Source organism: Frankia sp. EI5c, assembly GCF_001636565.1.
Taxonomy (GTDB): Bacteria; Actinomycetota; Actinomycetes; order Frankiales; family Frankiaceae; genus Parafrankia.
Genome location: NZ_LRTK01000008.1, coordinates 170,234 through 190,952 on the forward strand (window position 1 = coordinate 170,234; position 20,719 = coordinate 190,952).

Genomic DNA, 20,719 nt, shown 5'->3' on the forward strand with positions numbered 1-20,719 from the left:
CTCGTTCGGTGGACTCGTGCCGCTCCCCGTGGCGCATCTGGATCAGCAACGGCCGGTCCATACCGTCCAGCGCGACCGCCGCCTGCCCCGGCGGCAGCGCGACCACGTGCTCGGACTGTTCGACACCCAGGTTCATGGTCGCCCCGACGCTGGCCCGGTCGTCGGCCGCGGGCAGCCGGTGCATCACCTTCAGCGCCGTGTTCTTCAGGACGTCCGGAATGATCTTCGATGGGATCTGTTCGACGACGACGACGCCCTCGCCGTAGGCGCGGATCTCGGCGAGCAGGCCGGCGAAGAGCTCGACGGCGTTGCCGGCCGGGCCGTCGGCGTCCCGGCGCAGCAGCCGGTGGGCCTCCTCGATCACCAGCACGTGCCGTAGCCGGTCGTCGCCGGGCGCGGGCGGGTTCGTCCGCAGATGCTCGACGATCCGGATCAGGACGACGCCCATGAGGAACGCCTTGTCCTGGTCGCTGGTGACCCGGTCCAGCTCCAGCACGACGTTGCCGCGCAGCAGCGCGCCGACGTCCAGCGGATGCCCGCCCTCGAAGAACCGTCCCGGGGTGCCTTCGCGTAGTCCGCGCAGGCGCACGTCGACCAGGCCGCGGACGTTGTCGCGCACCTCCCGGCCGTAGCCGATGTCGTCGACGACCCGCTGCGCGACGATGCGCAGCTCACCGAGCGTCGGGTAGCTGCTGCGGACGTCGCGGGGCTCCTCGTCGACGAACAGTTTCGGGCGCCGCACCNGGCGCGGCTCGCCGGTGACCATGTCCCAGCCGGCGTTCGCGTACACCTCGGCGAGGGCGATCGAGAGGATCTGCGGCACCGGATTGTCGGCGTTGAACGCGGCCAGGAACAGCTCGCGAACCAGGTCGGCGTGGCTCTGCAACGGGTAGCCGGGCTCGGGTTCGAGCGGGTTCAGGCAGCCGGGCGGGTCGTCCGGCACCCCGGGGCGCAGGACGGTCACCCGGTCGTCGGGGCGGATCCGGCCGGCCATGCGCGCGTACTCCGCCTTCGCCGGCTCGATGACCAGCCACGGCACCCGGTCATCGGGGTGCGCCGGAGCGGACAGCTCGGTCAGCAGGGTGCGGGCGGTCTGGGACTTGCCCGAGCCCGTCGCGCCGCAGAGGAACGCGTGCCGGTTCAGCGTCGGACGGGTCACCACGAACGCGCCGGCATCGGTGTAGGCCGGGTCGAGCACCGTGCCGATCGGGAAACCGTCGTCGTCGATGCGGTCGCGGGTGACATCGAACCGGTGTGGCGTGAGCAGGCGCACGCCGGGCAGCTCACGGGCCGGCGGCCGGGCGAGCGCGGCCAGCAGTTCGCTGGAACCGGCGAACGGTGCGGTGGGCACGAAGATGTCCGCGAGCTCGAACGGATCCGGCGGGCCGCCCTGCCAGCCGCCCTGCCAGCCGCCCTGCGTGTCGGTGGGCGACGGCCCGGCGGCGAGATCGGCGGCGAGGTCGGCCAGGCTGCCGAGACGGTCCGACGGCACCAGGGTGTACGGCAGACCGCCGAGCTCCGCCGCCCCGCACAACAGCGACGCGGCGGCACCCGCGCCCGCGGGCGTGACCGACCCGACCAGCACTCGGACGTCCCACATGCCCGCACCGCCGTAGCGGGCGAGCTCGCGGTAACGGGCCTCGGCGCGTTCCAGCTCGGCCCACCGGGAGCCCCGCGCCGCCTCCCGCAGCATGGGGATGCCGATCTCGAGCCGGTCCTTGTCGGCCTGCACCAGGTGCGCGGGGCGCGGCTGGGCGAGCACCATCCAGGCGAACGGGTGCGCGAGATGCGCGGCGTGGTCGTCGAACGAGCCGCGGCGTTGCTGCCAGACCTCCTCGTTCGGCAGCGACCAGAGGGCGTCGGGTGCCCCCAGGCAGAGCTGCCACACCCGGAACTCGGCGAGCAGCCGGTCGACCTCGCCGCCGGTGGCCTCGACGCCGCTGGCCCCCGGCGGGAAGAGCAGCCCGCGGGTGCCGTCCGCCCGGGCCGGGCCGGGCGCCGCCCCCGGGAAGAACGGCCGACCTCCCAGCAGGAAGACGAACCGCTCCTGGCGGAGCCCGGCGGGCGCGCCCGTCCGCGCGCCCGCGGTCTGGGCAGGCAGGCGTAACCAGGCGGCGAAGAACAACGGGCTGCGCGCCCCGGGCGTGCCGGCGAGGGCACCGAGGTCGTCAAGGCCGTCAAGGCCGTCAAGGCCGGTGACGTCGTCGACACCGGTGACCTCGTCGACACCGGCGAGGCCGTCGAGGATGTCCGCCCCCGGCCTGGTCAGACTCTGGAACGTGGCGTGCATGGAGGTCACGGCCGCGAAAAGCTGCGCGGGGGCCGGATCGCGGACCCGCGGGTCGTCGGCCGGCCGGGGCGCGGAGACGAGTCGGTAGGCCCGAACCCCACCCAGAACGCCCCCGGGCCGTTCCCCCGGCTGGCCGGGAATCAGCTGGCCGGACACGCCAGGCCAGCACCCCGGCAGCGGCGCGGCCAGCNCACCTGGACAACGATCACGATGCCCCCACAATCCCGGTCCTCGCGGCCGAAGCGCCACCGTGACTCCGCAGCCGCATTCCGACCCGCACCCTTACTCCGGCAAACACCGGAAACAACGGCCGAAGCGACCGCGATGTTCCACAGCGTGACGAAGGGAGATCTTACCGGCCCGATCATGCGTACCGTGTGTGCCTGGTCGAGCCTGGCGCCGACACCCTCGACGCCAGGCTCGACGCAGCCAGCACACGCAACCATCGCAAAGGATGCGGACACAGCCACGCGCTGCAGATCACCGTGCCACCCGTTACGGGTACTCAGGCCCTCCAGAATGCGCCCCGATTTTCCGCGGATTCGTCCGCCAACGCCGGTGGCGACGATCACCGACCGTCCCTTCACCGGTGCCGGCGCGGCGCTACTTCCGCAGGACGATCGGAAGCTTCTCCCAGCCGCGCACCGTGGTTGTGCTCGCGATCCTGGCGCCGCTCAGGTCGACGTCCCACCCCTTGGGGAATCGCTTCACCAGTTCCTCGAGGACGATCCGCCCCTCCATGCGGGCGAGGTTCGCGCCGAGGCAGTAGTGCAGGCCGTAGCCGAAGCTGCGCTGCGCGGTGATGTCGCGGTGGATGTCGAGCACGTCGGGATTCTCGAACTTGGCCTCGTCACGCCCGGCGGAGCCGACGAGGAAGAGCGCGGTGCTTCCCTCGGGAATGGTCTGGCCGTGGAACTCCACGTCCTTTCGCACATACCGCCCCACCGCCTGGCCGACCGGCTCCAGGCGGAGGACCTCCTCCACCGCGTTACCCGCCAGCGACGGGTTGGCCACGACCTCCTGGTACTGCCGGTGGTTCTTCTCCTCACCGAAGACCTTGCCGATCCACCCCATGAGCTGACCGGTGGTCTCGTTACCCGCCCCGGAGATGACGGCGCAGTAGACCAGGATCTCCTCCCGCGTCAGCCCGCGGGTGGTGCCGTCATGGTCCTCGAACTCCGCGTTGAGGAGTTTGGTCATGATGTCCTCGGAGGGGTTGGCGATGCGCCAGTCGATATAGCCCTCGAAGATATCGGTGCCGATCTGCGATGCCTCGGCGTCCAGCTTGCCGCCCTCCTCGGTGGTGAGGTTGGCGACGGTCCGGTCCCGAACCGACTGCTGCATCTCCTCGGGAATCCCCACGAGCATGCCGATGACCCGCATCGGCACCTTGTCCGAGAGGATGTCGATGACGTCGAAGCCGGCACCGTCCTGCACCGGTTCGAGCTGGCGGACCACGTAGTCGCGGATCTTCGACTCCAGCGACCTGATGCCGCCCGGGGAGAACAGGCGGGAGACCAGGCGGCGGTGGATGCCGTGGCTCGGCGGGTCCTCGAAGATCACACTGCCCGGCGGCATCTCGATGCCGGACTTGATGAACTCGTAGATGTTGCCGCGGGCGTTGCTGAAGTGCTCGACATCAGGTAAGCCGCGGTCGACGTCCGCCCACCGCGCGAAGGCGTAGAAGTCGTGCTCTTCGTTGTAGTAGACCGGGGCCTCGGCGCGCAGCCGCTTGTAGACGGGGTACGGGTCCACCCAGATGTCGCGGCGGAACGGGTCCCAGTAGAGGTCGCTGGCGGTCATTCGTCGTTTCTCATTCCTTCACTGGTGTGGTGTTGGCNGCGAGCCAGTTCTCGATCCAGGCGCGGGTTTCGTCGTGTCCGTCGGTGAAACCGATCAGACGGTCGTGCGCCTCGAGCTGCGCCAGGCCGGTGGTGAGCAGGAGAACAACCATCGGCGGTATCTCTTCGGTCGTGATCGACTCGCGCGCGAGGGCCGCCCGCGCGAACGCGAGCTGCGCGTCACGGAAACGTCGCGCGTAGGCGGCGATCTCGAGCCGTAGCGCGGGGTGGCGCTGGGCCAGAGCCACGAACTCGACCATGAGCTTGCCGGCGCCGGCGTTCGAGTTGACCTTCCAGAACCTGCGCAGCGATGCCTCGCCCGTCGCCATCTCGCCGAGGTGGGCGAGATTTTCCTCGGCCCCGCGCCGGAACGCCTCGACGAAGAGGTCCTCCAGCGACTCGAAATAGTAGTGGACGAGCTGGTACTTCACGCCGGCGACCTCGCCGATGCGCCGCGTCGTGATGGCTCCATACCCCTCTTTGGCGAGGAGGTGGATCGTGGCGTCGACGATCTTCTCGCGCGTCCCGGGCGCGCGGGAACCCCGTGAACGAACCACTTGCCCTGACCCACCCATGGCCCTACTTTTACATGCGTCAAAACTTTGTGTCCAGCAGGGGGTCAGCGCATGAGTCGGGTCGCAGTCGTCACGGGTGCCGCCGAGGGCATCGGTTCCGGGATCGCCGCGCGGCTGGCGAAGGACGGGCACCGGGTCGCGATGCTCGACTGGCAGGGCGAGAAGGTCGAGAAGCTCGCCGCCGAGCTCGCCGCGGCCGGCGGCAGCACCCTCCCCCTCACCGTCGACGTCTCCGACCGCGCCTCGATCGAGGCCGCCTACGCGGCGGTGCGCAGGGAGTTCGGGCCGATCCACATCGTCGTCGCGAACGCCGGCATCTCGAACATGGTTCCGTTCGTCCAGATCGACCAGGAGACCTGGGACCGGATGATCGCGGTGAACCTCACCGGCGTCTTCCACACCATCCAGGCCGCGGTGACGGACATGATCGAGGCGAGGTACGGCCGGATCGTCACCATCTCCTCCTCGAGCGCGCAGTCGGGGGCGCCGTCGATGGCCCACTACGTCTCGAGCAAGGGCGGGGTCATCGGCCTCACCAAGGCGCTGGCGCGCGAACTCGCCGAACACCGCATCACCGTCAACACGATTCCGCCGACCATCGTCGACACCNCGATGGCACACCATGACGCGGGCCAGGCCGGTGGCGCGGAGCAGTTCCTCGAAGCGGTCAGCGCGATGGTGCCGCTCGGCCGGGCCGGCACACCCGCCGACATCGGCAACGCCGTCTCCTTCCTCGTCTCCGACGACGCGGCCTACATCACCGGCCAGATCATCGGCGTCAACGGCGGCATGTACATCTGACCTCGGACGGGCGGCGCGGGCGGCGGGGTCCCCGATCCACCGGCCGCGGCGCCTGTCCGCACCTGTGTCGCCCCATGAATCTTGCGACCGGTACCCTATGCAGCCAGGTCGGCCAGGTCGGCCAGCAGGATGGGGACGAGGCGCTCCTCGGAGATCGCGATGTCGTTCGCGCGGACCGCCGCCGCCAGATCGGCGTCCCAGGGGGCTTCGCTGACCTGCCCGGGTCGCGCCGCGACCCGCACGATCTCAGGCCGCTCACCTTCGAGCACGCTGGGAAGAGCCGCGAGGTAGTCGGCGGTGGCCATCCGCCAGGGCACAGCGCCGGTGCGGGCCATCACGTGGGCGGCGATGCGCAGCCCGTCGCCGTCGAAGTCGCCGTGGTAGCGCAGGCGCAGCCCGGCCTGCGCGAGCTGGCGCAGCAGCAGGATCGCGGCGGCGGACGGCCAGCCCGCCGTGCACACCAGCGGTGGGCAGCGCGCACCGAAGCGCGCGATGGCCATCGCGAGGACGGAAGGGTTCTCCACGACGCCCACAGCCACCGTCCCGCCGCCCCCGGGCTCCCCGCCGACTCGTGCCTTTCCGCCTTCTTCCGCTGCCCGCGGTCCGGGGAAGGCCCGGAGCTGGGCCAGGGTGACGGCGCTGGCCTGGCCCGCGTCGGCCCACAGCCGCAGCGCGTGGCTCAGCGGGTCGTCGCCGGTGAGCCGCAGCCCCGCGACGAGCACCTGGGCGGACAGCGCGTCGCTCGCGACCCCGGCTCGTTCCCACAGCGCCCGGCGTTCCTCCGCGCCCGTCGGCGCCGGCCCGCCGTACCGGGCGGCGAGGCCGCGCAGGACGAGGACGGACAGCCGGGTCCCGTCGTCGAGCGCGTGGGTGTGGCCGAGCAGCGCGTCGGCGAGGGCGGGCAGGGGACGTCCGTCCGCCGGGCAGGCGGCGAGGACGCGCAGCGCGGAGTCGAGCAGGGCGCGGGTGTCGTCCACCGACCCGTCGACGAGGCCGGCGCGCCGGGCGTCGGCGGCCCAGGTGCGCAGCGCCGGCTCGGCGGCGACGACGGGATGCGCGGCCAGCCAGTCCCACAGCTCGTCCCGGGCGTGCGCGGCGGCGGCCCGGCTGCCGGCCCGGTCGCCGATCGGGCCGCGCAGTATCGCCACGACGGTGCGGGTGTCAGCGCCGAAGGCGACGGTCAGCCGGGCGTCGAGCCGGTCGAGGCGGACGGTGGCGCGCGGGCCCGGCAGCCGGTCCAGGCCGAACAGGTCGGCGAGCCCGGCCTGCTGGTCGTCGTCGAGGGGCCCGACCCGCACCGAGGTCACCGGACGTCCCGTCGAGAGGCGGTCGTGCAGCGCGTCCCACAGCGGTGCGAGTCCCGGGCGGTCGAGGGCGGCGAGGATCTCGGCCCGGGCCGGTGTCACAGGGGTTGACCGGCGGCGTCGGTGAGGCGCTGGCCGTCCCAGGTGAAGCGGGCGGTGGTGACGGCGTCGTCGGTGCCGTCCCCGGTGATGAGGGTGTGGATGGCGATCCCGTCGAGCTCGCGGTAGGTGCACCACTCGTGGTCCGAGGTGATCATCAGATCGAGGTCGAGGGAGGTGAGAAGCTCGAAGACCTGGCCGCGGTTCGTGCTGTCGACACCCACGAAGACCTCGTCGAGCAGGATCAGGCGGGGCGCGGCCGGCGCGGACTGGTAGTGCGCGGCGAGGGCGGCGAACAGCGGCAGGTGCAGCGCGATGGCCTTCTCCCCGCCGGACAGCGCGCCGTGCAGCTTCTTGGTCAGCGGCTGCCAGCCCTGCTCGGTCCCCCGGTCGATGCGGACGATGAACTGGTGCCATGCCGTGTAGTCGAAGACCTGCAGCAGCAGCTCCTCCCAGCCGGTCGCGTCGTCGTGGTCGCGGGCATCGTCGAGACGTCCACGCAGGAAGGTGTGCAGGGCCTCGCGGTCCGCGGCGGTGAGCTGGGTCGGGTCCCGCAGAAGCAGGTCACGGGCCTGCCGGGTCGCGGCGGGCAGCTCCGGGTCGACCCGCCAGAGGATCTGGACGGCAATCCTGGAGGCGGTGCGCACCTTCTCCAGGCGGCTGTTCATGTCGGCGACGAGGGCGTTGGCCTGGCGGATCCGGTCGGCGAGGTGCCGGCGGGTGTTGCCGGTCAGGGTCCGGTCGAACAGGTCGCGCTCACCGTCGGTGATCTCGGTGCGGGCGCGGTCCCGTTCGTCGCGGACACTGTCGTGCAGGTGCGCCACGCCGACCCGGATCCCGTCGACCGCCGCGGTGAGGATCTGGACGTCCTCGTCGGGGTCGACGACGAGCTCGGCCCGGTCGGCGAGGACCTGCCGGCACTGGTGCACGGCGTCGGTGAGCCGGGTCTCGGCGTCCTTGATGGTGCGCACGGTGTGCGGGACGGACGCGAGCGCGGTCGCGACGGCCCGTGCCCGGTCGAGGGTCGCGCGCACCCCGTCGGCCGGGGAGAGTGCCAGGTCGAGCCGGGCATCGGCGGCCAGGGTGCTGAGCCCGAGCTGCCGGAACCGCTCGGCCTGGCTGTCGCGGGCGGCGACGGCCTGCTGGCGCAGCTCCTGGTCGACGACGCGCCGGGTGTTGAGCTCACCGACCCGGGCGTCGAGCGCGCGCAATGCCTGGCGCAGCTCCGCCCGTTCCCGCGCCAGCTCCGCCATCCGGCCGCGCAGGCCGGTGATCTCGTCGAGGACCTGGCGGTAGCCGGGCCCGATGGCCGCCTCGACGCCGGCGAGCTTGGCGGTGACCCGCTGGGCCTCGCTGTCCCGTTCGGCGGACGACTCCGCGAGGGTGCGCGCCGCCTCCCCGGAGATGGCCGCCACCTCGGCGGCGGCGAGCGCGGCCGCCCGGGTCGCGACGGCGTGCTGGTGGCGGTCGAACCAGTCGTCGGCGAGGCGGCGGAAGATGTCGACGGACTCCTCGACGGTGTCGAGGGCGTCCGGTTCGGTCGGCAGCCCGTGCTCGGCGCCCGCGGCGGTCAGCGCCCGGGTGGCGACGCTGACCGCCGCGGCTGCCTCCCGCACCTGTTCGACGGACCGGCTGACCAGGTCGGCGCGCGCGCCGAGGTTCGCCTCCGCGGTGTCGAGGGCGGCGCGGGCGTCCTGGACGGCCTGGTACCCGGGCCGGGTTCGGCGGTCCGCCGCGATCCGTTCCCGCCGGGCCCGCAGCTCGGCAACCTCCCGCTCCAGGCCGGCGAGGAGGTCGTCCAGCGCGCTGATCAGTGCGGTGAGCTCGGCGATGCGGCGGCGGCGGGCCCGGTCGCGGGCCAGCGCGCCGATGTGGGCCGGTTCCGGTTTCGACCAGCTCCCGCGCAGCGCGGCCAACCGCCAGGTGCCGTCGGCGCCGACCACGACCGGATGTCCCCCGGGCGTGCTGGGCGTGCTGTGGGCGCTCGGGGCGCTCGGGGTGCTCGGGGCGCTCGGGGCGAGGGCGATCCCGGCGAGCAGGCGCCGCACGCGGTCGGCGGGTACGGCGGCGTCCGGTTCGGGTTCGAGGATCGTCCCCAGTCCGCCGTCCCCGGTCGGGGCGAGCAGCTCGACGTCAAGGGTGGTGTCGTGCCCGGTGAGCTCCAGCCGGCCGGTGGGGAACACCCAGGCGTCGAGCAGGCCGGAGGCCTCCAGCGCCGCCTCGACACCCGCCTGGATGGCGGGCTCGACACCGTCCCGGAACGCCACCAGCCGCCACAGCGGCGCGCCGGGACGTCCCTCGCGGTCGGCGGTGCGGGTCGGTGGGGCGACCGGGGGCAGCTCGGCGGCGGCCTCGCGCTGGTTGCGCTCGGCGATGTGCGCGGCGCGTTCGGCGGTCCGTTCGGCCTGGTCCCGGGTCAGCTCGGCGGTCCGGGCGGCGATCGCCTCCAGCAGTGGGCCGGTGGCCTCCTCGATGATGCGCAGCAGGTCGGGTTCGCTCTCCACCGCGGCGAGCAGCACGGTCGGGTCGTCGAAGCGGAGCTCGGCGCAGCCGGCCGCCCACCGGGCCAGCGCCTCGCCGAGCGCCGTCAGTTCGCCGGTGTAGGCGGCGGCCGCGGTGTCGCGGTCGGCCGTCGCGGCGGCGAGCGCCTCACGGGCGTGTTCGAGCCGCTGCTCGGCACCGGTCCGCGCGATGACCGCCGCCTCGCGGTCGCCCAGCGCGCGGCGCACGGCGCGGATCTGCCGGACCCGGGCGTCGACGGCCGCCCGGACCAGTGTCCGCGGCTGTGCCGCTCCGGCCTGCGCCGCTCCGGCCTGCGCCATGCCGGCCTGCGCCACGCCGGCCGCGTGATCGGCGACGAGGGCGGCGACGGAGTCGTAGGTGACCGCCAAGCCGGCCCGGTCCGCGGCGCCGCAGGCGTGGTCGCGGGCCGCGGCGCTCTCGGTCTCGGCCCGCGCGGCGGCCGCCTGAGTCGTCGCGGCGGTCCGCTGGTCGGTGTCCGCCCGGCTCCGCGCCTGCCGCGCCTGCCGGCGGGCGTCGTCGGCGCGCCCGGCCGCCTCCCGGGCATCGCGGCGCAGCTCGTCGAGCTGGCCGCCGGCCCGGTAGGCCTCGCTGAGCATCAGGCCCTCGATGCGCGCCGCGTGCCGCTCCCCCTCGCCCTCCGCCGCGGTGACGCGCTCGTCGAGCGAGTCACGCTCCGCCACCACGCGCTCGTACTCCGCCTGGCTCTCCCGGGCCGTGCGGGTGATGTCGTCCATCGCGCTGGTCGCGGAGATGAGCCCGCCGGCGGCCGCCCGCAGCACCCGGCCCGCGTAGGCACGCTGACGGTCGGCGAGGATCCGGGCCGCCTCGACCTCCTCGTCGAGGCGGCGGACGTTCTCCCGCTGGCGGTCCAGACGCTCGAAGCCCTCGGCGAGCTCGGCGATCTCGGCGGTGCCCAGCGGCGGGAGCGCCCGGGAGAGCAGCGTCGACAGCAGGGACGGATCGAGCCGCTCCGACAGCTTGGGGGTGCGCAGCTGCAGCATGGCGGTGATCAGACCGCTGTAGCGCTGCTCGTTCAGCCCGCCGAACAGCGCGGCGCGGACGGCCGCCCGGTAGTCCGCCGCGCTGTCGTACAGCTGGCCGGTGTCCCCGAGGTCGGCCGCGAGCCGCTTGCGGGTCAGCGGGGCGTTCGCCTCGTCGACCACGCTCAGTCCGCCGGGCAGGCCGATCCGCCGGGTGGTCGTGAAGTAGTCCGCCGACACCGTGGTCGTGTGCTGGGACGCCTGCAGGCGCGCGCCACAGGTGAACCAGCGCCCGCCGCCCGGGTCAGCCGCATCGCCGAGGTGGAACTCGATCCAGACGTAGCCGACGCGGGTCCGGCCGCTGGCGCCGTCCCCCATCAGGTTCCAGTGCATGGTGCGTTCCGAGCCGCCGAACGTCGACAGCCGCCGGGCCTGCAGGTTGGCGTCCAGGAGGTAGGGCAGGAGCAGCTCCAGTGCCTTGGACTTGCCCGTCCCGTTGCGGCCGCGCAGCAGCAGCCGGCCGCGGTGGAAGCCGAAGGTCTCGTCGTAGTACCGCCACACGTTGACGATCCCGGCGCGGTGCGGCCGCCACCGAAATTCGCTGGCCGTCAAGACTCGATCTCCTCGCCCGGGCCGTCACCCGCGTGGCGGGGCGGCGGGATGTCCAGCCGCGAACGGTCCTCGTGATGGACCCGGTAGCGCTCCGCCGCGGGCAGCGCCCGGACCAGGGCCGATCCGCCGGGGTGGTCTCCGTGGTCGCCGTCCACCGCGGCGAGGCCGAACATGCGCAGTTCGGCGAGCGCGTCCGCGGCGAGCCGGCGGGCGCCGTCGTCCGAGCGGTACGCCCTGCCCCAGGACGGCAGCCGGGCGAGCATCCGCCCCGCCTCAACCGTGAGCTGCTCGGGGGTGAGACCGGCCGGCGCGGCCCGGAGCGCGTCGAGCAGCGTCAGCGCGGCGATCTTGGCGTTGCTCGTGTCGTCGGGGAACCGGCTGTCGGTCGCGAGGCCGTCCGGGTCGACGAGCAGGTAGCCCTCGGCTCGTTCCTCCAGTTCGAACCCGGCCAGCTCGGCGGCGCGCCGCACCTGGGCCCGCCCGGTCGTGGTGGCGAGGTACGCCAGCTGGGCCTCGGTGAGCTCCGAACGGTAGACGACGGGGTCGTCGACCAGGCGCCGGATCACCGAGTGGCGCAGCCACAGGTTCCGCCGGGCGTCGGAGACCGTCGGCGCCGCGGCGGCCGCGTCCCCGTACCGGGGCTCGACGAGCATCCCGGCGATGAGCCGGTCGACCTCGACCCCGACCCCGACCTCGACCCCGCCCGCGACCCCGCCCTCGACGCCACCCTCCGCCGGGGCCGGGAGCACCCTGGACGGCGCGGTGGGTGCGGCGAGCAGGCCCACCAGGCGGGTGGCGTCCACCCGGTACAGCACCTTCGCGTCCTCGGACCGCACGTAGGCGTCGGTGACACCGTCCACCGCGCTCACCACGCCGAGCTGCTCCAGGTGTTTCAAAGCGTCGACGTAGGCCATCCGCTCCGCCCGGATCGCCGGGTCGAACGGCGGCAGCGCCGCGTCGGCGGCGCACGCCGCGGCAACCCGGTCGGCCAGCAGCCCGATCGTCGTGACCGGCCCGCCCATCAGCTCCGCGGCGACGACGCAGAACAGCACGTACCGGCGGCGGTCGAACGGGGCCCGCGTCGACCGGGCCCGCCGCGCCGGGCGGGACGGATCCGGCTCCGAGCGGACCTTCACCAGCCGGGCGTAGCCGGCCCGCGGCTCGACGACGAGCTGCCAGCCGCAGTAGTACTCGAACCAGTCGCCAATCGGCCCGCGCCGCCGCCGCACGACCGTGAACCCGTCCGGGCTGCGGGCGGACGTCAACAGCGGGGTGCCGAGCAGCAGCCGGATGCCGCGCGCGACGTCCTCCCGCTCGTCGCGCACATGCTGGTTCGCCGCCGAGCTCACCGCGCGAGCCCGGACGGCGCCGGCACTCTCACGGTCACCGCCGGCGTCTGGACGCCCGATGCCGGCCGGCCGGCGAGCGCGATGTCGATGACGTGATCAGGGGCGGTGAGGACACCGCGGGGCGTGCGGATCACCGCCAGCCGGCCGTCGCCGGTCGGCCGGGCCACGATCTCCACCCGCCCGTCGGACGTCGTCGCGCGGCGCGCCCCCGAACTGTCGACCGGCCCGTCGAGGGCGTGGCCCAGCAGGTCCAGCAGGCGGACGAGCGCCTCGTGGTCCAGCTCGCCCAGCGCCGACAGCCGGACGGGGCCGTCGGTGCGCAGCCGCGCCCAGACGGCTTCTAGCTCCGCCCGCTCGCGCCGGGCCCGCTCCTCCCGCTCGCGGCGGACCGCGGCGACGTCGCGGACCCGGCCCGTCCGGGAGAAACGCTCGGCCCGGCCGCCGCGCCGCAGCAGCGTGGACACCTCGACGGACGGCGCGTCCGCCCAGCTCACCCCGGTGGGGATCAGTTCCGGGTCGGCGTGGCGCAGGTGGGCGTGCCGGGCCGGGGTCAGCCCGAAGGCCGCGCCCCACAGCCGGTGCAGGTCGTCCTCGGCGGGTGCGGCCGCGAACGCGCGGGCGAGCACCCGGAAGTCACGCGCCGCGCTCGACGAGCGCCGCCGTGACTCGCCGATCCGTTCCAGGGTCGCGAGCAGGGCGACGATCGCGCGCCGCGCCACCGTGTGCAGCTCCTCCGCCCGCGGCCGGGAGCCGTCGTCCGGGTCGAACCACAGCCGCAGGCCCTCCCAGCGCAGCCGGCGATGCTCCAGCCAGGCCGGGGCCGGGTCCTGCGTGCCCATCGGCGACAGCTCGGCGCCGGCCAGCGCCCGCCGCCGCACCGTGGCGACGCCCAGCGACTCGACCCGCCGGATCGCGTCGCGGATGGCCCGCGACCGGTGGTCGAGGTCGGTGACGAACTCCTGCAGGTAGGTGACCGTCGCCCGCTTCACCTCATGGAAGGTGTCGAGGTCGGCGTTCTCCGCCCGCAGTAGCCGCTGGAGCTCGCCGTTGAACTGCTTGGTGTTCGACCGCAGGGCCTCCAGGTGGCTCTCCAGCTCGCTGAGCGTCGTGAAGACCCGGCGATCCGCGGACGCCGGCTCGGTCAGCAGGCCGTAGAGGGCGTCGAGCCGGTCCGCGATGGCGTCCAGGACGGCGGTCTGCAGGGCCCCCGCCGACGCGAGCACCGCCAGCGCGTGCTGGACACCGGCGAACGCCGCCTCCCCGCGACGCGTCAGCGAGTACTGCAGGTTGCCGCGCTCATACTCGGCGGCGGTGGAGTAGTCCGCGCCGTGGTTCTGGATGACGTCGAGCAGCTGCCACTTCCCCAGCTGTGCCAGCGCCCGGGACAGCTCGTCCGCGGGAAGGGAGCGGAAGAACCCGACGGAGGGCAGCCGCTCCTCGATGCCGTCGACCCCGAGGGCGGTCTCCAGCCGCTCGTTCGCGTCACCGAACACGTGCAGGATCGCGGTGTACAGATCGGCGTTCGGCTCGGTCGCGAACCGGAACATCTCCGGTGGCACCCGATGCGCAACCATGAACGTCCCTCGTCGGTGACCAGCGGCTCATCTCAGTGTAAGCAGACACCCTCAGCAGGCTGAACGCCGACCGTCCTGCCGGACGTCCTGGACTCGCGCGGTGCCCGTGTCACGCAAGCGGAAGAAGCAGTCGGGGAAGCCGAGGTCCGGGAAGGCTACGAAGCCGGTCCNGGTGAGCCGGCTGGAGCCGCGCCCCGCGATGAGCGGCGGCCCGGTGTCGGACGACGAGAGCTTCAGCGACCCGCGCACGCTGCGCGAGTTCAGGACGTCGGCCGCGCGGAACGCCCTGGTCGGCCTGGCCGCCCACCACCGCGAGGTGCGGGAACGCCAGGCCACCCTGGCCACCGGGCACGCCGAGCGTCTGGTCGCCGAGCTGACCGCCTACGCCTCGGCGCACCCTGAGGAAGATGTCGAAGGCGAGCTGTGCGCCCGGCTCGGGGCCTGCCTGCTGGACGTCCGCGGGGGGACCCTTGAGGACTGGGTGGAGCCCGACATGCTCGCCAGAGCCGTCGTCACCTTGGCCGCGGCGGCCGTCCGCACGGCGGACGGCGCTGACGGCTGGCGCGCCCCGTGGCAGGTTCTGACAGCCGCGGCCGGGATCCTGCCGCGCCCGCTCGACACGGAGGCCGTGGACACGATCAAGGAGCTTCGCGGCCAGCCCGGCGGGCGGGCGCTACCCGAGATCCCCGCCGGTCCGGCGGTGACCGGCCCGGTGCTGTGGGCACGCGACGCCTACGGCGGCCGCTTCGGTGTCCGGCGCCCAGGTCGCGAAGCCGTGGGGGGCGCCGGGCACGACGTGGAAGGTCGCCGGAACCCCGGCCGCGGTCAGGCGGCGGGCGTAGTCGTGGTCCTCGTCGTGGAAGAGGTCGACGTCGCCCACCCCTTAGAGCCGGGCACCGTGCCCCGCGTCGAACACGGGCCGCGCGGCGACACCGGCGATCGTCGCCACGGGCCTGCGGGCGACGGCGAACCGGACGAGACGGCGGACCCAGGCGTGGTCCACGCGCACCCGCGGCACTCTCCGCTGCCTGGCCCGGAGCTGCGGCGCGATCACGCCCGGCGTCATCGACGGCTTCCCATATGGCCACGGTAGCCCGCATCCCCGACATCAGGCACGTCCGAGACATCCGGGACTTAACCACTCTCAGTAACCATCCGTAACTTTTCTCGATTCGATATCACCCTGAGTTACTTCGAGCCTGGGCGTATCTCGACATTCCGACACCCCCCAAAGGTTCTATAGGGTTACTTCTCGCCCTTATGTCGTTCGTGTAGGGGAACCGGGGGCGAGTCGGGGGCGAGTCGGGGGGATTTGGTGGTGACGTTCGCGCCGGGTTCGGTTGTCGTGGTCCGGGACGAAGAATGGCNGGTCACAGGGGCTGAACAGGGCGCGGACGGCTGGCGGCTGGAGGTTATCGGCCTCGGCGAGCTCGTCCGGGAGACCACGGCGACCTTCTACAGCCGGCTCGACCACATCGAGCTGCTGGACCCCCGGGAGGCCACGCTGCTCCCGGACTCCTCCCCGCGGCACCGGCGCACCCGGCTGTGGCTGGAGGCGACCCTGCGCCGCACCCCGATGCCGGCCGGCGAGACCGCGCTCACCGTGGCCGACGGGATGCTCATCCATCATCTCGACTACCAGCGGCGGGCGGTCGCGCACGCGCTGTCCCCGGCGAACCTGCGGCCCCGGGTGCTCATCGCGGACGCCGTCGGCCTCGGCAAGACCCTGGAGATCGGGATGCTCCTCGCCGAGCTGACCCGGCGCGGGCGGGCCGAGCGGGTCCTGGTGGTGACCCCGCGGCACGTCCTCGAACAGATGCAGCACGAGCTGTGGTGCCGGTTCGGGTTACCGCTCGTCCGGCTCGACAGCGACGGGTTGCAGCGGGTGCGGCAGAACCTGCCGGCGAGCCGAAATCCGTTCACCTTTTACCGCCGCATCATCGTCTCCATCGACACGCTGAAGTCGCCGCGTTACCGGTCCTTCCTCGAACGGCACCGCTGGGACGTCGTCGTCATCGACGAATCGCACAACCTGACGAACACCGGGACGCTGAACAACGAGCTCGCGCGGGTTCTCGCGCCGAACACGGAAGCGCTGGTCCTGGCCTCGGCGACCCCGCACAACGGGAAGAAGGAGTCGTTCGCGGAGCTGCTGCGGCTGCTCGACCCGACAGCGGTCGGCCCGGACGGCGAGTACGAGGTCGCCGACGTCGAGCGGCTGTTCATCCGCCGGCACCGGCACTCCCCGGAGGTCGCCGCGGAGGTCGGCGCCGAGTGGGCGCTGCGCCCCGAGCCGGTGGTGATCCCGGTGGCCGCGTCGGCGGCGGAGGACGCGATCGCCACGGAGCTCTCCCGGACCTGGCTGTACCCGGAGGGTCCGTCACCGGTCGCGGGCCGCGGGTCGGCGCTGTTCCCGTGGACGTTGGCGAAGGCGTTCCTCTCCTCCCCCGCCGCCCTGCTGGAGACGACCGAGGCCCGCATCAAGCGGCTCACCGGCAGCGGCAGCGGCAGCGGCAGCGGCGATCATGAGCGGGAGCGGGAGCGGGAGGCGCTCGAACGCCTGCGGGAGCTCACCGAGCTGGCCCTGGCCGGGGAGAGCGCCAAGCTCGCCGCGCTCGCCGAGTACCTGCGCTCCATCGGGGTCGGTGCCCGCTCGGCGACCCGCGCGGTGCTGTTCGCCGAGCGGGTCGCCACCCTGCGCTGGCTCGCCCGGGAGCTGCCCGACCGGCTGGGCCTGTCCGGCGACCAGATCGCCGTCATGCACGGCGGCCTGCCGGACGTCGAGCAGGAGCGGATCGTCGACGACTTCAAGACGGCGGCGAGCCCCGTCCGGCTGCTGATCACCGGGGATGTCGCCAGTGAGGGCGTCAACCTGCACGCGCAGTGCCACCACCTGGTCCATGTCGACATCCCGTGGTCGCTGATCAGGATCGAGCAGCGCAACGGGCGCATCGACCGGTACGGGCAGCAGCACCCGCCCCAGATCACCGCGTTGGCGCTGGTGCCGTCCGACGACCGGTTCAGCGGCGACATCCGGGTGTTGCGGCGGCTGCTGGCCAAGGAGCATCTCGCCCACACGACGCTGGGTGACGCGGCGACGCTGATGCACCTGCATTCGGCGAGCGGCGAGGAGGACGCGATCCGGGACGCGCTCGCCCGCGGGCGGAACCTGGACGAGGTCGCGCCCGACCCGGGTTCTGGGACGGGCGCCGACGACTTCTTCGAATTCTTCGACGAGGAGTTCGCCGGTGCCGGGGACGACCTGCCGCCGGTGCCCGCGGATCGCCCCCGCGAGTCGCTCTACCCCACCGACGCCGACTTCCTCGCCGACGCGGTCGCCGAGGTGTACGACGACCCCGCCCGCGCGCCGGACGACAAGGACCCGGCCCGCGGCGGCGTCGGCTGGACGGTCTACCGGGACAAGAGCCTGATCTCGCTGCGGCCGCCCCGTGACCTGCGGGTACGGCTCGACGCGCTGCCCGCGTCGTATGTCGCCGAACGCGGGATCCGCGAGCGGCTGCTGCTCGCCGTGACCCCGTCGGTCGCCCTGGACGGCCTGCGCGCGGCCCGCGAGGGCCAGGCCGGCGGCAGCGGTGGCGGCAGCGGTGGCGGTCGTGGCGGTGGCAGCGGCGCGGGGCAGCAGCCGGCCCTGGTGACGGCGAGCACGCCGAAGGTTCCCGCGCCGGCGAGGAGTGCCCCGCCAGCGAGGAGTGCCCCGGCGGCGAGGCGCGCGGGACGTCCGGCGAAGACCCGTGAGGCCGCCGCGCCGACCCCGTCGACGTGGCCGGAGGCGCATTTCCTCTCCCCGCTGCACCCGGTGCTCGACTGGGCGGCGGACAAGGTGCTCGCGGCCGGTGGCCGCAACGAGGTGCCGCTGGTCCACGGGCCGGTGGACGTCCCCCGGGTGCTGGTGATCGCGACCCTGATGAACCAGCGCGGCCAGGTCGTCACCCGCCAGATGGTCTCCGTCGAGTTCCCGTCCGGACGGGCCGACTTCGGGCTCGCGGAGGTCGTGGAGGGTCTGGAGCTGTTCGCCGGCACGGGGCTGATCCCCGGCCCCGGGGAGCGGGAACCGGCGGTGAACCCGGGCCCGGCGGTACCCACCGAGGAGCTGCGCGCGCTGGTGCCCGCCGCGATCGGCGCGGCGGAACGCACCCTCGACCTGGCGCAGGACATCCAGCATTCCGACCTGGACCAGCGGCTGGAGGACTGGTCGACGCGGCGGACCCGGTGGCGGGAGCGGGCGGCGCAGATCGAGCTCGACCTGACGGGGCCGGGGCTGGCGAAGGTCCGCCGGCTGTCGAGGCAGGTCAGCCTGGAGGAGGAGATCGCGCGGTCGCTGCGGGCCAGCCAGCGGCTGCTGCGCCCCCTCGCCGTCGTCATCCCGGGGGGGAACGTCTGATGCCCAGTTTCGACGCGGTGATCGTCGGCGAGTCGTGGATCTCCGAGCACTACCTGACCTCGGACGCGCGCACCGGCAGCTTCCTCGCCGAGGTGCAGGCGCTGCGCACCCGCTGGAAGGCCGTCGAAGACGACGGCCACCACACCGCCCGCTCGGCGCTGCGCGACGCGGCGACCCCACTGGCGAGGCTGTTCGGCGGGCTGGGTGAGTGGCCGTCCGACGAGGACGTCCGCGAGACGCACCGGGAGGTCCGCCGGGCGCTGCGGCTCGACCGGGAGCCCACGGCCTGGGTGTCGGACCGCTCCGGGGACGAGGTGCGGCTGCCCGCCGCGGTCGTGCACCCTTCCCCCACCGGCACGGCGCTGCTCATCCTGGAAGCGTCCCCGGCCGGCGCGGTCGAGGACATCCTGACCACCCCGGACGCGGCCGGGCCGCGGGCCGGGCAGCTCCTCGACCCGGCGGTCGTCGACGGCAAGCCGCAGGCGGCCGTCGCGAAAGTCGTCTCCAGCGTATTCCTGACCGACGACGCCCCGCCGTTCGTGCTGGTGCAGGCGGGCCGCTGGCTGCTGCTCGCCGAGCGGAGCCGGTGGCCGGAGGGCCGCTGGCTCGCCGTCGACCTGGGTGTCGTCGTCGACCGGCGGGACGTCCGCGCGGCCGGCGAGCTGGAACATGTCGCCGCCATGGTCGGCCCGGACCTGCTGCTGCCCGCCGACGATGGGGTGGCGCCGTGGCTGGGCCTGCTGGAGAAGTCGGTGCAGCACACCGTCGGCGTCTCCGCGGACCTGCGCGAAGGCGTCCGCCTCTCGGTGGAGATCATCGCGAACGAGGTGGTGGCGCGGCGACGAGCGGAAGGGCTGGACGTCCTCAACGTCCCCGGCCTGGGCCGGGACCTGACCCGCCAGTCGCTGCGGTTCCTCTACCGCATCCTGTTCCTGCTGTACGCGGAGGCGGCGCCGCAGCTGGAGGTGCTGCCCGTCCAGGCACCGGAGTACCAGGCCGGCTACGGGCTGGACAGGCTGCGCGACCTGATCCTCACCGACCTGTCCTCGGAGCGCTCCCGCAACGGCCGCCACCTCTACGAGTCGCTGCACCGCCTGTTCGTCCTCGTCGACGAGGGCTACGGGACGTCCACCGCGGCGGACGGGGCGGCCGGCGGGGCGGCGGGCGGGGCGGCGGCTGCCGACGGGCCGCCCGGGGACGGGCTGGTGTTCCAGCCGCTGCGCTCCGACCTGTTCGCCGCCGGCGCGACAAAGCTGATTGACGAGGTGGGCCTGGGCAACGAGGCGCTGCAGCGGGTCCTGCGCCACCTGCTGTTGACGAAGGTGCGCAAGGGCAGCGACCGCGGCTTCATCTCCTACGGCGAGCTCGGCATCAACCAGCTCGGCGCCGTCTACGAGGGGCTGATGTCCTGGTCGGGCATCATCGCCGACACCGACCTGTACGAGGTCGCGAAGGGCGGCGACCCGGCCGGCGGCACCTGGCTGCTGCCCGCCGAGCGCGTCCACGACGTGCCCGAGGACTCGTTCGTCCTCGAACGGGACGAGAACACCGGCGAGCCGAAGCCGAAGCTGCACCCGCGCNGGTCGTTCGTCTACCGCCTGGCCGGGCGGGAACGCCAGCAGTCGGCGTCGTACTACACGCCCGAGGTCCTCACCCGCTCCGTCGTCCACCACGCCCTGGCGGAACTGCTCGACCAGGACGGCACGAAGACACCGGCCGCGGACATCCTGACCATGACCATCTGCGAGCCGGCGCTCGGGTCGGGCGCGTTCGCCATCGAAGCCGTCCGCCAGCTCGCCGCCGCCTACCTGGCCCGCGCGCAGGACGAACGCGGCGAGCGCATCCCCGCCGAGCGGTACCCGGCGGAGCTGCAGCGGGTGAAGGCGTACCTGGCGCTGCACCAGGTGTACGGGGTGGACCTGAATGCCACCGCCGTCGAGCTCGCCGAGGTCTCCCTGTGGCTCGACACCATGCAGGCCGGCCTGGCCGCCCCCTGGTTCGGCCTGCACCTGCGCCGCGGCAACAGCCTCATCGGCGCCCGCCGCGCCGTCTACGCCCCGGCGCTGCTGAAGAAGAAGGAATGGCTCACCACCGTTCCGACGGACGTCCCCCTGCACGACCCGGCGCTGCCGGGCGGTTCGGATGTTCCGGGCGGTTCGGTGCCGCCGGTCGGCGCGGGCATCCACCACTTCCTGCTGCCGGCGGCCGGCTGGGGCGCCGTCGTCGACACCGCCGAGGCGAAGACGTACGCGCCCGAGGCGCGGGAGCGGCTGCGGGCCTGGCGGGCCGGCGTGCTGCGCACCCCGAGCAAGGAGCAGCAGACCCGGCTGGCGAGCCTGGCCCGCCGCGTCGAGGTGCTCTGGGAGCTC

8 protein-coding genes and 5 pseudogenes are annotated in these 20,719 nt (G+C 73.6%); 4 read left to right on the forward strand and 9 right to left on the reverse strand.

The window, feature by feature from the left end:
* Positions 1-744 precede the first annotated feature (744 nt).
* From UG55_RS46810 to UG55_RS07105, 3 genes and pseudogenes are all read right to left on the reverse strand, one after another.
* Positions 745-2,290: pseudogene (locus UG55_RS46810) on the reverse strand (helicase HerA domain-containing protein); the annotation flags it as partial.
* A gap of 603 nt (positions 2,291-2,893) precedes the next feature.
* Positions 2,894-4,093 carry a cytochrome P450 gene (locus UG55_RS07100; RefSeq protein ID WP_066064527.1) on the reverse strand — a complete coding sequence of 400 codons (1,200 nt, stop codon included), beginning with the start codon at positions 4,091-4,093 and terminating at the stop codon, positions 2,894-2,896.
* Between the two features lie 38 nt (positions 4,094-4,131).
* A pseudogene (locus UG55_RS07105) lies at positions 4,132-4,706 on the reverse strand (TetR/AcrR family transcriptional regulator); the annotation flags it as partial.
* Between the two features lie 51 nt (positions 4,707-4,757).
* On the opposite strand from UG55_RS07105, the gene UG55_RS07110 reads away from it, so the two are divergent.
* Positions 4,758-5,315 (forward strand): SDR family NAD(P)-dependent oxidoreductase (locus UG55_RS07110; RefSeq protein ID WP_242423836.1); only part of this gene is annotated, 558 nt, incomplete at its 3' end.
* Position 5,316: 1 nt separating this feature from the next.
* Positions 5,317-5,507: pseudogene (locus UG55_RS33195) on the forward strand (SDR family oxidoreductase); the annotation flags it as partial.
* Between the two features lie 95 nt (positions 5,508-5,602).
* Here UG55_RS33195 and UG55_RS07115 read toward each other — a convergent pair.
* From UG55_RS07115 to UG55_RS33200, 6 genes are all read right to left on the reverse strand, one after another.
* A complete protein-coding gene (locus tag UG55_RS07115) occupies positions 5,603-6,913 on the reverse strand; it encodes a TIGR02679 family protein (RefSeq protein WP_066064536.1) in 1,311 nt (436 codons plus the stop codon).
* On the reverse strand, positions 6,910-11,025 hold the full coding sequence (locus tag UG55_RS07120; RefSeq protein WP_066064539.1) for a TIGR02680 family protein: 4,116 nt from the start codon (positions 11,023-11,025) through the stop codon (positions 6,910-6,912). The genes UG55_RS07115 and UG55_RS07120 overlap by 4 nt, the downstream gene beginning before the upstream one ends.
* Positions 11,022-12,374 carry a TIGR02678 family protein gene (locus UG55_RS07125; RefSeq protein ID WP_066064542.1) on the reverse strand — a complete coding sequence of 451 codons (1,353 nt, stop codon included), beginning with the start codon at positions 12,372-12,374 and terminating at the stop codon, positions 11,022-11,024. Before UG55_RS07125 ends, UG55_RS07120 begins: the two co-directional genes overlap by 4 nt.
* Entirely contained in the window at positions 12,371-13,948 is a 1,578-nt protein-coding gene (locus UG55_RS07130; protein ID WP_083986504.1) for a TIGR02677 family protein, read from the reverse strand. Before UG55_RS07130 ends, UG55_RS07125 begins: the two co-directional genes overlap by 4 nt.
* Positions 13,949-14,621: 673 nt before the next feature.
* A complete protein-coding gene (locus tag UG55_RS26975) occupies positions 14,622-14,828 on the reverse strand; it encodes an alpha/beta hydrolase (RefSeq protein ID WP_242423837.1) in 207 nt (68 codons plus the stop codon).
* Between the two features lie 3 nt (positions 14,829-14,831).
* Positions 14,832-15,014 (reverse strand): hypothetical protein, encoded by a 183-nt coding sequence (locus UG55_RS33200; RefSeq protein WP_083986506.1) that lies wholly within the window; start codon positions 15,012-15,014, stop codon positions 14,832-14,834.
* Positions 15,015-15,316: 302 nt separating this feature from the next.
* On the opposite strand from UG55_RS33200, the pseudogene UG55_RS07140 reads away from it, so the two are divergent.
* Positions 15,317-18,350 (forward strand): annotated as a pseudogene (locus UG55_RS07140) (helicase-related protein); the annotation flags it as partial.
* Positions 18,350-19,930, forward strand: a pseudogene (locus UG55_RS33205) (class I SAM-dependent DNA methyltransferase); the annotation flags it as partial. The pseudogenes UG55_RS07140 and UG55_RS33205, both read left to right, overlap by 1 nt.
* Positions 19,931-20,719: the final 789 nt, after the last annotated feature.

Excerpts from the sequence above, each read along its gene's own strand:
- UG55_RS07100 (WP_066064527.1), bottom strand. The coding sequence starts at position 4,093 with ATGACCGCCAGCGACCTCTACTGGGACCCGTTCCGCCGCGACATCTGG.
- UG55_RS07130 (WP_083986504.1), bottom strand. The coding sequence starts at position 13,948 with ATGGTTGCGCATCGGGTGCCACCGGAGATGTTCCGGTTCGCGACCGAG.
- UG55_RS33200 (WP_083986506.1), bottom strand. The coding sequence starts at position 15,014 with ATGACGCCGGGCGTGATCGCGCCGCAGCTCCGGGCCAGGCAGCGGAGA.